8 protein-coding genes are annotated in these 15,402 nt (G+C 55.2%); 4 read left to right on the top strand and 4 right to left on the bottom strand.

Annotation, left to right across the window (positions count from 1 at the left end; all coding sequences use genetic code 11):
• Positions 1 to 330: 330 nt before the first annotated feature.
• Complete coding sequence (locus BF99_RS0101530; protein ID WP_025769466.1) at positions 331 to 1,398, bottom strand: ABC transporter substrate-binding protein; 1,068 nt, start codon at positions 1,396 to 1,398, stop codon at positions 331 to 333.
• 406 nt (positions 1,399 to 1,804) lie between these two features.
• Between BF99_RS0101530 and BF99_RS0101520 the strand changes: the two genes are divergently transcribed.
• The 3 genes from BF99_RS0101520 to BF99_RS0101510 all read left to right on the top strand — a co-directional run bounded on the left by BF99_RS0101520 (position 1,805) and on the right by BF99_RS0101510 (position 6,196).
• Positions 1,805 to 3,166 carry a TrpB-like pyridoxal phosphate-dependent enzyme gene (locus tag BF99_RS0101520; RefSeq protein ID WP_025769465.1) on the top strand — a complete coding sequence of 454 codons (1,362 nt, stop codon included), beginning with the start codon at positions 1,805 to 1,807 and terminating at the stop codon, positions 3,164 to 3,166.
• A 75-nt stretch (positions 3,167 to 3,241) separates the two neighbouring features.
• Positions 3,242 to 4,339, top strand: a complete 1,098-nt coding sequence (locus BF99_RS0101515) for a Zn-dependent alcohol dehydrogenase (RefSeq protein ID WP_197019000.1) — start codon at positions 3,242 to 3,244, stop codon at positions 4,337 to 4,339.
• Between the two features lie 165 nt (positions 4,340 to 4,504).
• Positions 4,505 to 6,196 (top strand): DUF262 domain-containing protein, encoded by a 1,692-nt coding sequence (locus tag BF99_RS0101510; RefSeq protein WP_025769463.1) that lies wholly within the window; start codon positions 4,505 to 4,507, stop codon positions 6,194 to 6,196.
• Here the strand turns inward: BF99_RS0101510 and BF99_RS0101505 are convergent.
• Together BF99_RS0101505 and BF99_RS22740 are read right to left on the bottom strand one after the other, a co-directional pair.
• On the bottom strand, positions 6,190 to 7,881 hold the full coding sequence (locus tag BF99_RS0101505; RefSeq protein ID WP_025769462.1) for a DUF2326 domain-containing protein: 1,692 nt from the start codon (positions 7,879 to 7,881) through the stop codon (positions 6,190 to 6,192). The two genes, BF99_RS0101510 and BF99_RS0101505, sit on opposite strands and share 7 nt — an antisense overlap.
• Positions 7,878 to 8,123, bottom strand: a complete 246-nt coding sequence (locus tag BF99_RS22740; RefSeq protein ID WP_038096877.1) for an ABC-three component system middle component 6 — start codon at positions 8,121 to 8,123, stop codon at positions 7,878 to 7,880. The genes BF99_RS0101505 and BF99_RS22740 overlap by 4 nt, the downstream gene beginning before the upstream one ends.
• Before the next feature lie 440 nt (positions 8,124 to 8,563).
• Between BF99_RS22740 and BF99_RS0101495 the strand changes: the two genes are divergently transcribed.
• Entirely contained in the window at positions 8,564 to 8,932 is a 369-nt protein-coding gene (locus tag BF99_RS0101495; protein WP_025769460.1) for a hypothetical protein, read from the top strand.
• A gap of 198 nt (positions 8,933 to 9,130) precedes the next feature.
• On the opposite strand, the gene BF99_RS0101490 is transcribed toward BF99_RS0101495, so the two are convergent.
• Positions 9,131 to 14,947: a hypothetical protein gene (locus BF99_RS0101490; RefSeq protein ID WP_025769459.1), complete on the bottom strand. Its 5,817-nt coding sequence runs from the start codon at positions 14,945 to 14,947 to the stop codon at positions 9,131 to 9,133.
• Between the last annotated feature and the right edge of the window lie 455 nt (positions 14,948 to 15,402).

Genomic DNA, 15,402 nt, shown 5'->3' with positions numbered 1-15,402 from the left:
TTTCGGGGCGGTGCAGGCGCTGCGCGGGGCGGATTTGGAAGTCAGGCGTGGGGAGGTCATGGGGCTGGTCGGGGATAACGGGGCCGGCAAATCGACACTGATGAAAATCATCGCCGGGGTCGACCCCGGCGATGATTTTCATCAGTGTCGATTTGCCGGCCCCGTTATCCCCGACCAGCCCCATGACCTCCCCACGCCTGACTTCCAAATCCGCCCCGCGCAGCGCCTGCACCGCCCCGAAATGCTTGACGATACCCTTCGCCTGCAAATGGGGCGCCGCCGCCCCGGGCACCGAGTCCCGGGACGACGACACCTTCACCGCCTCGGAGCTCACGATTTGCAGAAGTTCGTCTTCGCCGCTTCGCCCTTGCAGACATCGGCTTTGGAGATGGACGAATCGTTATCGATCACATAACGCACGCCCTTCTCGCCGACCGCGTTGTAAAAGCCGACGGGGACCATCGGAACCTCCTTCCCGGCGGAATTTTTCGGCGACGTTCCGACCACGATGCCATCGAGCGAATCACCGTTGATCAGCGCCACCACCGCCTTCGCCGTGGCCTCCATCATCAAATTGAAATCGCGCCATACGCTTTGGGTCTGCTGCCCCAAAAGCATCAACTGCAAGGCGGCGACGGTGCAATCGAGACCGCTGACCGGCACCTTGCCCGCCAATCCCTGCTCGGCGAGAGAGGCGATGGCGGCGCCCGCATTGCCGTCGTTGGACGAAACGACCCCCTGCACATTGTTGTTGAGCTTGGTCAGCGCCTGATCCATCGAACGGCGGGCGATGGCCGGATCCCAGCCTTGGGTCCAATTCTCGTAGCCCAAGATCCGCTCCCCGGAATCGAAAAGGGGTTGGAGAACATCCATCTGACCGTGGTAGATCGTCGGCGCATTGGGATCGGTGGGCGAGCCTTTGAGCATCACCAGGGTATCGCCGGTCTTGGTGTTGGCCACGATATGCGCCGCTTGGGCGCGCCCCGATGCCCGCAGATCCGCCTGCACCCAAAAACTGGTATTGACGGACTGGATCATCCGGTCGTAGGCGATGGTCGGTACATTCTCCTCGGCGGCCATATCGGCGATGATCGCCGCCGCCTCGCCGTCGATGGGGATCACCACCAACACCTTGGCGCCTCTCGAAAGGGCCTGCTCCGCTTGGCGCTGCTGGGTCGCGGTATCGTTGTTGGCGTTGAGCACCTCCACCTCGACATCCGGAGCCATCGCCTTCATGTGTTTGACGAAAAACGCGGCGTCCTGACTTTCCCAGCGCGGATTGACATTCTCCGGCAGCAGCAAGGGCACATAGCCCGATTGGGCGAAAACGGCATTCGCCCCGGCGATGGTCATGACGGCGACGACCATCGACATCAACAACCGAATGGGGGTTTTCATCTTCTTCGATCCTCGAAATGGCGGGTCGATTCCTTTTTATCGGGTAGACGAACGAGAAGCCCTTGGAATCGTTCAAGGCTTCATCCCTTGTGTCGAGCATTCGGTGTCGGGCATCCGGGACTTCGCTATCGGCATCTTGGTTATGCGATGCGGTTAAAGCGTTCGGGCAGCGATCGGACTCGGATAGACCATCGGGTCTTGATACGCATCAAGTTTTGGTACGAATACGAACGATCGTCGAAGCCAAGCCGAAGCCTCGATCATCCATAGCACCGACTCTTGCATTATGCTACCAAATCCCGCCTGACCATCTCGGGCGGGGCTTGCGCACGATCAGGGGTTCGAAATGCCGAGAAAGCCCCGTCAATTCCGCCGACCATAAAATAAGATCCAAAGAGAGAGCCCGATGAGCGATCGCATCAAAATCACCCTCGGCGAGGAGGCAATCCCCTCCCATTGGTACAACCTGCAAGCGGACTTGCCGAGCCCGCTATCCCCGCCTTTGCATCCGGGCACCAAACAACCGATCGGGCCGGATGATCTCGCCCCCCTGTTTCCGATGTCGTTGATCGCCCAGGAAGTCTCCACCGAGCGCGATATCGAAATCCCGCTCCCGGTGCGCGATGCCTACCGCGCATGGCGGCCGACCCCTTTATATCGGGCAAGAGGCTTGGAGCGCGCCCTCGACACCCCCGCTCGGATTTACTACAAGTACGAAGGAACGAGCCCGGCGGGCAGCCACAAACCCAATACCGCGATCCCCCAAGCCTTCTATAACCGCGAGGCGGGGATTCGCCGCATCACCACCGAAACCGGTGCCGGACAGTGGGGCTCTTCGCTTTCCCATGCCGGCGCCCTGTTCGGGCTCGAAATCAAGGTCTATATGGTGCGGGTGAGTTTCGACCAAAAACCCTATCGCAAGGCGATGATGCAAACCTACGGAGCGACCTGCATCGCAAGCCCGAGCCCCGAGACCGCCGCCGGGCGGGCGGTGCTCGAAGCCAATCCCGAAAGCACCGGCTCATTGGGGATCGCCATCAGCGAAGCGGTGGAGGAGGCGGCTTCGAACGAAGGCACGAACTACGCCTTGGGCAGCGTTCTCAATCATGTGCTGATGCATCAAAGCGTGATCGGCTCGGAAGCCATCGCCCAGTTCGAGCAAGTCGACGACTACCCCGATATCGTGGTCGGCTGCACCGGCGGGGGAAGCAACTTCGCGGGCATCGCATTCCCCTTCATCGGTCGCAAATTGCGCGGCGGTCCCGATATCAAAGCGGTGGCGGCGGAACCCGCCGCCTGCCCCTCATTGACCCGAGGCCGCTACACCTACGATTTCGGGGATACCGCGCAGCTGACCCCCTTGGTCAAGATGCACACCTTGGGCTCCGCATTCGTCCCTTCGGGCTTTCATGCCGGCGGGCTTCGCTATCACGGCATGGCGCCGCTGGTCAGCCACTGCGTGGACTTGGGGCTCGTGGAGCCGGTGTCCTTCACCCAGATCGAATGCTTCGAGGCGGGGACGCTCTTTGCCCGCTGCGAGCACATCATCCCCGCTCCGGAAGCCAACCATGCGATCAAAGCGGTCATCGCCGAGGCCAATCGCTGCAAGGAAGAGGGCGCAAGCCGAGCCATCCTCTTCAACCTTTGCGGACACGGCCACTTCGACATGCAAGCGTATATCGATTACCACGCCGGCCGCTTGCCGGAAGAGCGATACGACGAAAGCGAGGTGGCGATGGCCCTTGCCGGACTTCCGGCGGCGAGCTAGAAAGCCTGATCATTGCGCGCGCCCATCCACCCCCACCCTTGATCACTTGAATATCCACACACAAAGGAAAAGCCGATGGAAATGAAGGCAGCGGTTCTCTACGAAGCCAACAAACCCCTTGCGATCGAAACGGTCGAACTCGACGATCCGAAAGACGGCGAAGTCCTCGTACGCATCGCCGCCGCCGGGGTGTGCTATTCCGACTACCACGTCATGAAAGGCGAATGGTCGATGCCCAAACCGGTCGTCCTGGGACACGAGGGCGCCGGGATCGTCGAGAAGGTGGGGGCCGGAGTGACCCGACTTTCCCCGGGCGATCATGTCATTCTCAACTTCCGCGCCAACTGCGGCCACTGCGATCATTGCATCGTCGGACGCCCCGTGCTCTGCGACGGCATCGAGGCCGGCCGGGTATTCATGTTCGACGGCACCGTCCGCCTGCATCGCAACGGTCAGGATATCCACCACATGACCCGCACCGCCTGCTTCGCCGAATACGCGGTGGTCCCCGAATCGGGGGCGGTACCGATCCGCTCCGACATGCCCTTGGACAAAGCCTGCCTGATCGGCTGCTCGGTCATGACCGGCTTGGGCGCCGTCACCAATACCGCCCGGATCGAAGCCGGCAGCGATGTCGCGGTGATCGGATGCGGCGGAGTCGGCCTCAATACCATCCAAGGAGCGCTGCTGGCCGGTGCGGATCGCATCATCGCCGTCGACCTGCTCGATAACAAACTCGAATACGCCAAAGAATTCGGAGCCACCGACCTCATCAACGCCGGCAACGGCGACGCCGTGGCCCGCGTTCGAGAGCTGACCAAAGGCGGCGTCGATTACGCCTTCGAGGTCATCGGCAATCCGAAAACGATCATCCAAGCCTACGAAATGTGTCGCATCGGCGGCACCACCGTCATCGTCGGCATGGCCCCGGAAAACGACATCATCGAAATCAACGCCCTCTCCCTACCCCGCACCGAAAGAGCCATCGTCGGCTCATGGTACGGCTCCGCCCGCCCTTGGGTCGACCTCCCCAAACTGACCGACCTCTACATGAGAGGCCGCCTCAAAATCGACCCCATGATCAGCCGCACCTGGCGCCTCGACGAAATCAACGAGGCCTACCAAACCCTCGCCGCCGGCGACGTCGCCCGCAGCGTCATCCTCTTCGACTGAGAGATGCACCCACCAAAGCAGGGCGGCGGACCAAAACCCGCCGCCCTGCTTTGAAAAACATCTTCAGTATGTCAGCTGATGATGATTAGTGATCGAGCGGTGAAAAAATACGATGTAGCCGATCGTGCTCGATAACGAATCCAAAAACACCCTTGGAGGTGACCGATGAAAGCCGAGATTAAAAGTGTAGAAGATATTCTAACTCATTTAGGGGGAAAGCAATATCTAATTCCACCTTATCAACGCCCATACGTATGGGATAAAGATCAAGCGGTGGAACTTATTCGCGATATTTATGATAGCTGCATAGAGGAGCAGAAAGAATATTATATCGGTGGATTAATTTGCATTCAAAATGACAATCATTTTGAAGTGGTTGATGGTCAACAACGTCTTATCACTCTTACTTTGATTTTGAAAGAGTTAGTAAAAATTATTGAAGACAGTGACTTAAGGTCTGAGCTAAGAAGAATGTATTTGTACAAAGATTCTCTTTCTGAAAATAAATTAGATCGACCTGTTATCAATGTAAGAGACAAAGAGGGGAAATTCTATAAAGATCAAATGTCGAATGATGCGATTGTGCAAAAACCGGAAAAAGATACAGATACCGAAAAAGTTTTTCGAAATAATGCAGGTGCTATTTCCAAATTTCTAGAGGAGCTGAAAGAGAAAAAATCACTTTCACTGAGAAAACTGGCAGCACATCTTGCACGAAAGGTATATGTTGTATTTGTTGAGGTTGATGATAGAGAATCATCCTTTAGAATGTTCCATGTTCTAAATCATCGCGGGCAACCCTTAAGTGATGCAGACTTGATCAAGAATACTCTATTAGAAAAAGTTACTTCTAGCGTAACAGATTCTCAACGAGTAGAAGAAAACTGGAAAACCATTGAGGAAAATATTGGCATTGATAGCATAGATGCTTTTTTGAGACTGAATGCCAGCTCTGAGAAAAAAGATCGAAACCGGGTCAAATCGAAAATTTATTCATACTACACCGATCGCCTGAAGAAAAATGATCATGCTTCATCTACTGCGATTGAAGTATCTGATTCTCTTGCTAAATCAGCAGATTTACATAGCGAGATTTTAGCCAATGATGCCACTTCATCCCGAATCATGAAATTTCTAGAAGAGATAGGAACAAAAGACGAGTGGCTTCCTGCATTTATGGCGTTTAGAAAGAAATTTTCATCCGCCACCTCGTATGAATTTGATCAGTTTATCGATTTATTTCAACGCGCCTATGTTCAAGCATGGCTTCGAGATGAGCATAAAAGTCAGCGAGAATCCGTTCGGTACTATGCTGTAGAGGCCATTAATAAAGAGGACGCATCTATCGAGAGCGTTATGAGCTGCGTTAGAGACTTATCTGTCGAAAATAATATAAAACAACCCTTCGATAAAGTTCTCGATAAATCGAAGTTTTACGATGGATCTCGTCCTAGAATTATCAATCTAGTCAAATCTATTTTGCTCAAATTGGATGAAACTTACGAAGATGAAAATGTAGAAAGAAATTATAAAGGGCGAATCACTATCGAGCATATTCTTCCTCAAAAAATCAACAATCAAGACTATTGGACAACTAGATTTAACGAAGAAGAGCATCAAGAGCTTTGCAATACTCTTGGAAATTTGACTCTGCTTAGCAGAAGAAAAAACGGAATTGCCCAAAATAGTCCTTTTGATAAAAAGAAAGAAGCATACGAATATTCCAATCGAAAGAGTTCCTTTAATATGACAAAAGATCTATGTCTCAAATCAGAGTGGAATTTAGAAGCCCTCAAGAAGCGTCATGAAGAGTTGAAAGCAAAAGCCGTGGATTTATGGGGCATTGATCCTCAATAATTACAATAGAGATTGAGATCTCCTAAACGAGCGTTAGGTGGTGCGCCTGCGTTCATGCAGCAGATGTATTGAAAGCCCTCGGACTCGGATGTTGTGGCAGCAAATTGCAGTGCTCGTTCGTATTGTCTTGGATCTACATCAGCAAAGAATGAGCTGTCGTGGATCAAGGTCGTAAATGGCTGACCTCGGCGCGCTCGTAGGGTTGCTATCATCAGGTCGAAGCAGAAGACGAGTATTTGGTTGGCTCCGGTGATTCTTTCTCGATCGATTTTGAAGATGAATCGGTAGCCCGGGTTCTTGTCACTTACATCGATTACCAGTTTTCCTGGGGCTCCGTATAATTTTTGGATGTATTCTTCAAAGAGGCCGATGGCTTCGTCGACGATTTCTCGTCTGTCATCCAGATCTCGTTTCAGGAGTTTTTTGATGCCGAGAATCTCTTGGGCGATCTCGTCCTTTCGGCGATCGAAGCGTTTTCTCTCGTCGATACGGGCTTTGAGTGTCTCGACTTGAGATTCGAGGTCGTTGAGATTTCTGCGCAACTCCACGAGCGTTTCCAGTGCTCCGCTCGATTGCAAGATCTCGAGCAAACTCTGTTTTCGACCTGATAGGTCATCGATGCGGGCATTGCGCGATGCGATCTCCGCATCGAGTCTGTCGATTTCCGATTGAAGAAATTCACCGCGGTTCTTGTATACCTGTCGGTGAAAACGGGACACTTCGTCCAAGGAGCGAAGAGTCTCTTCCTTGAAGATCGCACCGGCTTCCTTGAGTATGATCACGGGATCTTCTGCCGGGGCTTCCGGGGCGCTCTTGGTACTGAGTCGACAACATTCAAGCAATTTCTGATCACTGTGATTCTCGTTGATATGGTTATGCAACTCGCGACTGACTTCATTCAACTGGTTCTCGATATCTCGGTAGTCATCTCGAACCCTGAAACGGGACGCTTCTTCTCTATTGCGATCGATCCGCTTTTCAAGAGCAATTCTCTCGGCCTCCAAATCTCCGATCAACTGCTCGTTTATCGATTTTTGTGCGCCTTGGATGGACTTTATGGCTAAGATCAATTGTTTTCGATCTTTATCCCGATCCTGAATCTCTCGCTGTTTACTCCAGTTCAGTCCCAGAAGAAACGAGGTGAGCAATTGTTTGCTCGGACTCCGCTGCCCCTGAAAAGATACCGAGGGATCGTTGAACGCAGCCTCTTCCGAGCGAATGAGATATTGCAGCAACTCTTGAAATGACGGCGAGAATCTACCGGGCGAAATTTCGGCATCGGGCACGAATCGTGCGGATAGAACAATTTTCCAGTCGTCGAGGGATAGTCGAAGGCGTCCGTCCTCCAGTTCGACCACCTCGACATCGATTCCTGTCAAGAATTCCCTGGAAACAAGCACCGTGTTTTCGTTCGTTCTCCGATCAACCATGATCGGGCGATCGTTCCATATAAATGTCATTCCAAAGGATATGCCATCTGCCTTCGGATGACCGAAAGTCTTATCGCGCCCAATATCGCTGCCAAAGCAAAAATGGATAATCCGAATCAGGATCGTTTTGCTCGATTCGTTCTTGCTGGCTTTCTCATCACAATCCTTGTCGGCGTCTGCCAAAAAGATGTTCATGCCGGATTTGAAAGCAACAGCATGAAAATCTTCCAAATTGGATCGAATCTGCGTGATCATTTCTCTTTTTTTCCCAACGAAGTCAAACATAGCACACCACCGTCGAACTCCAATGCTCTCACTGCAAAAAGCAGCGTGAGCGCGGCAGCGAATCGGTTGAATGTCCGGACCCGTTCGTCCGTAGATAGCCGATCCCAAAGCGTCGATACGGTGTCGTTGGGCTGAATTTCTTGCACGATAATTGACGCCACTCCTAGGATGGAGAAATCCAAGGGAATATATTTGGTCGGCAAAATGGTCATCTGATTTCTTGAAAACATCTCATCGTCGACGGAAATGGGCTAGACGCAAGAATCGACCGGATATCCGGTTTTCTCTCGGATATCCCTACTAGCCTGTCTTTGCATCTTTTGAAAGCAGATCATATACCATTATGCATCAAGATCGGCGGTTGTTGTATTGTGACACGAAACCGTTTCTGATTGGCTCGAAAATTTCGATAACGGTGTTCGTAGCATCGGATCGGCTATCAAGGGCTATGGTAGTCCTTGTATTTCCTAAATGATTGTTTTATGTTGTCGATAACTTTTATACATCTACAATCAAAAAGCAAATCCTTGTTTCTCGTGCAAATAGGGGATTTGGCATCCTATTGTAATCCACTGTTGATGCGCATCGACTCTCTCCTATAATCAAGTCTTACGCTGTGTCTTTGAAGAACTCGAATAGAGGGGGGTCTTTCATGGGATCTATCGAGCGGCTGCAAGAACTGTCCGAGATCGAGAAAGGGTGGTTGGGGGACGGCCAAGGGGAGCGGGTTGTTGAGTTGGCTTTGTTGCAGGCGAAGGAATTGATTTCCGCTCGGGCGGATCTTGCCGATCTTTTTCGTATTTTTCCCACCATTGATGGTGGGGTTTCGTTGGAGTTCGATATCGATGATTGGAGTTTTGCGGTCGAGATCATGCCTGACGGGGTGGTGGAGATCGATGGGGGTTCGGAAGGCGGGGAGGTGTTCGAGGGGCGATCGTTCGATGGTCTTTCGAAGGATTTTTTCGAGGCTTTGGATGAGATGGTGTCGGGGGCTTTCAGGGATGGGGATTCGGCGGCATGATGGGAACGGGGTTAGGCAAGGTCTTCGTTGGGTTTTTGGGAGGCGGGATGCTGTTCGATTGCTAGGGCTATTGCAGCGAGGATTTCTATAACGCTGTCAGGATCGATAAAAAACCGGGGGCTTGCCGTGCGCGCAGGTTTGGCGGCTGGCCCCCGGCTTTGTTGTCGCCCCGGCTTTGTTGTCGGGTAGGGATTGCGGTTATCTCGCACCGGTTGCGCTGTTGTTGACCAAGGCTCCGCCGCCTCCGGTTCGGGTCAGGACTTGGGCGGTGAAGGGTTGATCCGATCGCAGTTCGCACGATAGGCCCATTCCCTGCCATCGGTGGCCGATGATGTCGGCGATGTCTCGGGTTTGTAGGTGGCGCACGCTTCTCGATGGGATCGGATCGAGGGTGCCGGGGTACTCGGTGCCGTTATCGTCGAAGCAGGCAAGGTGTACTTGGGTGCATGAGGCTCCGGGCGGGGCGAGGCAGCGGATGCGGATATTCGATTTTTCCGGGCTGTCGGGGGAGGGGATCGATTCGATATCGGCTCGATATCCGGTGCCTTCCTGGGCGCTTCGAATCGAGGCGCTGTTGTTGACCAGCACGCCGTTGCCCGAGCGTGTCCATACTTGCGAGCCGAGTTTGGCGTCGCTTTGCAGTTCGCACCCCAAGCGTCCCTTGCCTTCCCACGAGCCACCGACGATCTCGGCGATCTCTTTCGAATCGAAGGACATGCTCCCGAGCGGAGGGATGGTCCACGGCAAGACGCCGGTCAAGACGGTGCCGTCTTGGGCGGCGCAGTTGAAGCGAACGATGCAAGGGGAGGTGGCGCTTCGGCATCGGACGCGCATCGTGGCGCTGTCTTGAACGGTGGGCGGCGGAAGGGCCAAGGCTTGGGCCTTGACCGGCAAGTCCACCGAGGGCAGGGCAATCGGCTCGTCGTCATCCATCACTTCGACGATCACCTCGACATCGACTCCTTCGTAGTTGCCGCCCTGGGCGGTGAGGGTGATGGTGGCGGTTTCGTCCAGCGTGTCTTCATCGATATTGGCATCGACGCTGACGACTTGCGTGGCGCTCCAATTCGAGGGGGTGAAATAAAGCCGGGCTTCGTCGATATTTATAACGGGGTTGTCGGAATCGATCGATATCGTCACCGTCCGGCTGGGCTGGATTGCCAAGCCCACCGTGAACATCCCGGCCTCTCCTTCGCCGATCGAAAGCATTCTGGTCGATAGAACGAGCGCGCCTTTGACCTCCTCCGGCGCACTCGGCGGCTCGGCCGGTTCGTCGCCGACCTTGACGGCAAGGGTCTTGGAAGCAAGGCCGGCGGCGGAGACGGTGATGGTGCCGTTTTTCGGCACATCGCTTCCTTGCGAGATGGAGACGGTGATGGCTTGCGCTCTATCCCAATTGGAATCGGTGAAGGATAGGGAGGTCGGGGATAGGGTGATGCCGGCGGCGCTCGCTTCTGCGATAACGGAAAGGGTTCCGCTCGGCCGGGAGTCGAGTTCGACGGTGAAGGTTTGCGATCCGCCCTCGGCCACGCTCAAAGATGCCCTTGACAGGACGATCTCGGGGGCCTTGCCTTCGCCGCCCTCTCCCTCGTCACCGCCTTCTCCGGCTTCGATATCGTCATCGAAGACGGTTATCGAGTAGTCGGCGCTCGCCCCGTCGTAGTTGCCGCCCGATGCGTCGAGTCTGAGGGTATCGATATCGTCTCGATCATCGTCATCGTGCGCAGCGGTGGCGGTGATGGTTTGCGCCTCGTTCCAGTTCGAAGCGGTGAAGAATAAAGGTCCTTCGGGAAAGAGCGCGATATCGGGATTCGTATTGACCAGCGATACCGAAACATCGGCGATCGGTCGCACTCCGAGGGCGACGGTGAAGGTCCCCGATGTCCCTTCTTCGATCTCGAGCGGCCGGGGCGACAACCTCAGCGTGCCCGTCTCGGGCGGTGGGATGTCGGCGATCGTGTCGACCATCGTGACCAAGATCGTCTTGGTGGAGGCAACGACCCCGCCGAGGGCTTTCAAGACAACGAGGGCGACATCGTCCGTGGCATCTCTGTCTTGCAAGGCATTGACGGTAAAGGACTGCCACCGGTTCCAATTCGTATCGGTGAAGGATAAAGAGACCGGGGATACCGTGATATCGGCGTCGGCATCGGAGACCATCGAAAAAACCTTCGCCTTGCCGCTCGGCGGGATGCCGAGTTTGACGGAAAAGCGCTTCGAGGCGCCCTCGTCCACGCTCATCGATGTGGTCGAAAGGACCAACAGGTCGGGCACTCCCCCTTCGACATCGTCGTCGGCGACGGTGATCGATTTGCCGGCCGTCACCTCGTCGTAGTTGCCGCCCGATGCGGTGACCGTGATCGTGTCGCTGTCATCCACATCGTCATCGTCGTTCATGGCCTTGACGGTGACGGTTTGCGGGGCGTGCCAGTTCGAAGCGGTGAACAGCAAGGGCGCCGCCGGGGAAAGGACGATATCGGGATTCGTCTTGGTCAGCGATACCCGAACATCGGTGCTCGGACGCACTCCGAGCGCGATGATGAATGTCCCGGATTCTCCCTCTCGAATAGCGAGCGTTCTCGTCGACAGGTTCAGCCTGCCCGTCTCCCATGATGACTCGGGAGGGGTGGTGTCGTTGACGAGGACCACGATCATGCTCGGCAAGTCGATGAAGCCGCGGGAATCGCCCTTTGCGCTCATGATGATGGTACCGGCATCGTACCGGCTATCGCTATCCTCCCTTGCGCTGACAACGACGCTTTGTCGATCCACCCAGTTCGATGAGGTGAACCACAACTCGGACGGGGAGGGGGTGATATCGGGATTCGTACTGGAAAGCGATAGCTGAATATCCCCGCTCGGGGGATAGTCGAGCCGAGCGGTGAAGGTATTCGAGCCTCCTTCGGTTATCTTCAAAACCCTGGTCGACAGGACGAGACCGGGGATGCCTTCTTGGATATCGCCATCGCTGACGGTGATCGATTTGGTGGCTCGCACATCGGAATAGTTGCTGCCCGATGCGACGAGTTCGACAAGGTCGGTATCGTCCGTGCCGTCGCTGTCATGCGCGGCGCTGACGGTGATGGTGCGGGCCGCATTCCAGTTCGAGGCGTCGAAGGACAGGGATGTCGATGAAAGGGCGATATCGGGATTCGTCTTGGTCAGCGATACCGTGACATCGGCGCTCGGGAGAACGCCGAGGGCGACGGTGAAGGTTCCCGATCCGCCCTCGCCGATCACCAGTCTCCCCGGCGACAAACTCAGCCTGCCCGGCGTCTCCGGCAAGATGACGGTCTTGTCGATGATAACGATCGGAAGCGTTGCGGGCGAGGCGGCGATCCCCCCGGTCGCCTTCAAGATGACGGTGCCGAAATCGTCCTCGGTATCGGCATCGCTCTTTGCGGTGATGGAAACGCTTTGCGGGACATCCCAGTTCGATGCCCCGAACGCCAGCCGGCTCGGGGAAATCTCGATATCGCGATTCGACCTCGAAAGGGATACCCAGGCATCGGCGTTCGGCTTTGTATCGAGAGCGACGGTGAAGGTGCCCGTCGCTCCCTCGTCGATTCTCAGCTCACCGGTATTGGATAGCACGATCTCGCCTGCGGGAGTGATCGAGGTATTGTCGATGACGACGATGAGAAGTATCTCGGGGGCAAACCCCGGCGCCGACACGGTGATGGTATCGGTATCGTTCGCCCTATCGTCATCCACTCTCGCCTCGACGTCGATGACTTGGGGATTATCGAAGTTCAAGGGGGTGAAGGTCAGCGAGGTCGGGGCGATGGTGATATCGGGATTCGTGCTGCCGATGGATACCGGGATATCGGTATCGGGTTGCCTGTCGAGGGCGACGGTGAAGGTTTTGGAACTCCCCTCGTCGAGATTCAACGATGTGCTCGACAAGACCAATATCCCGGGGAGCCCGCCTTCGCTATCGATATCGATGACGCTGATCGCTTTGGTGGCTGAGATCGAATCGTAGCCACCACCCGATGCGCTCAGGGTGAGGGTATCGGTATCGTCCGCATCGTCGTCATCCAGCGCCGCCGCAACGCTCACGCTTTGCGCCGTATCGAAGTTCGATGCAGTGAAGACCAGCGATGCCGGGGTGGGGGTGATATCGGGGTTTTCGTTGGCAATCGCGATGGTGACATCCGCACTCGGCCGGGCGCCGAGTTTGACTTCGAGCGTCTTACTGCTCCCTTCGTCGAGCGCAAGGGCACCTGTCGGGGAGAGGAGGATCTCCTCGCCGGACCCTTCGACCGGTGCGGTTACCTCGTCCTCATCGACGCTGACCTCGACGATCTCGGGAGCGAAGCCGGCGGTGGAAACGGTGATGGTGTCGGTATCGTCCTGGTCGTCATCGTCCCGGGCGGCGCTGACGGTGATGGTCTGTGCGGTATCGAAGTTCGAGGCGGTGAAGGTCAGCGAGGTCGGATTGACGGTGATATCGGGATTCGTATTGGCCAACGATACCGAGATAGCATCGCTCGGCTGTCTATCGAGTTTGACGGTGAAGGTCTTGGAGTTCCCTTCGTCGATATCCAACGATGTGGTCGACAGCACCGGGCGCCCCCCGATATCGTCATCGACGATAGCAACCGATTTATCAGCTCTCGCCGAGGCGTATATGCCGCCCCCGCCCGATGCCTCGAGCGTGATGGTATCGCGCTCATCCCTATAGTCACTGTCATGCGCCGCGCTGACGGTGACGGTCTGTACGACATCGAAGTTCGAGGCGGTGAAGGTCAGCAAGGCCGGAGATAAGGTGATATCGGGATTGGTATTGGTCAGCGATACCTGAACATCCTCGGACGGTCTCGTATCGAGCTTGACGGTGAAGGTCACCGTGCGCCCCTCGTCCACCGATAGCGCCCCATCCGACAAGATCAGCGCCCCTTCCGGCGGCGATGTGGTGTCCTCGACACTGACCAATATCCTCCTGCTCGAAGCGATATTCCCCACCAAAGTGATGATGTCGGAATCGTCCAACATGTCGCTGTCTTGCGCGGCGCTGACACTGACGAGTTGTATCAAATTGCCCCTAAGGGTACCGGAGGACGCCGGGCGGAAGGTCAGCGAATTCGGGGTAAGGGTGATATCGGGATTCGTATTGGTCAGCGATACCACGGTATCCACATCGGGCAGAATGCCGTCGGTGGCGACGAAGGAGATGACCTTCGTTTCCCCCTCCTTCATTTTCAAACCACCTATCTCGTGGCTGCCTTGGATATCGAAAGGCCTCCCTTCGTCTTTTTTATCGACGACGGTGATGGAAGTGCTCGCGCTTAGCCCCTCGTAATTGCCACCGGATGCGCTCAAGGTGATGGTATCGCTATCGTCGTCGTTATCGCTATCCTTCCTTGCCGATAAATCGACGACCCTCGCTTCGCTCCAATTGCCGCTTTGGAACCGGGTACCGTTCGTGAATGTCAGCGTCCTCGGGTTGATCGAGATATCGGGATTCACATTGGTCAGCGATATCGTGACCGGAGCGCTCGGGCGAACGCCGAGTTTGACGGTGATCCGCCCCTGACCCGTTTCGGATATCGAAAGCGATGTCGGAGATAAGGCAATCTCACCTGCCGGAGCGACCGATGCATAGTCGAATACGTTGACGGTCAATATCTTCGTTTCATAAGCGGTGGATAGAAACGAGACCGTGGTGGTGTAGTCCACCTGATCGGCATCGTCGAAGGCCTTGACACGGATGGTCTGCGGGACATCCCAGTTGGATGGGGTAAAAGCGACATAATACGGAGACGGAAGCCGGATCTGGATGTGGGGACTGGTTTGCCGGTAAACCACCCTGACATCCTCGCTCGGTTGCGAACCGAGCCGTATCGTGAGCGTTTCCTCGTTCCCTCCCTCGATGACCGAGATCCCATCGGTCGAAAGGATCAGACTACCTTCCTCGTCGGTGGAAGCAACGCCGTCCGCCCCGTATGCAGGAAAAAACGACGCCCCCAGCAGACCGAGGACAAGAGATAAAGTGCGAGCGATACCGGCCATAGCCCATCTCCCTTTAGACCATTCAGCGCAAATATATCGCGCTCACTCTATCACGCCACCTGATTTCCATCAAGGGACTACCCTCAAGGAAAGTGAGCCGTGACATCGGCGAGCACTTCGAGCCGAACCAATCCAAGAGTCCAGTCTCCCCGCATGACACCCCGAACCTTTCCCATGGATGAAGAAATAGCAAAATCTATCGCCTTGACCTCATGCCCCCGAAAAGCGCTTCATATTCCAAAAATCTCTCCCCGCAACGATAGGCATCAACCACCATCGCATCTAAATTTCGCAGGGGGAAGAATTCACCTATCACCCAAAACAACCAAAGCACTGACGCATCTCCTACGGAACGCAGCAGTCACTGTCTTTCGGGTCAGACTCTGAGAAATGTCTCGACAAAATACAATTTCTGAGTTATTCTTATATTCCACTGGCGAGAGTGTGAATCTCTT

Origin of the sequence: Thioalkalivibrio sp. HK1 (assembly GCA_000583135.1) — a bacterium.
GTDB lineage: Bacteria > Pseudomonadota > Gammaproteobacteria > HK1 > HK1 > HK1.
This window is presented reverse-complemented; position numbering and strand designations above follow the sequence as displayed.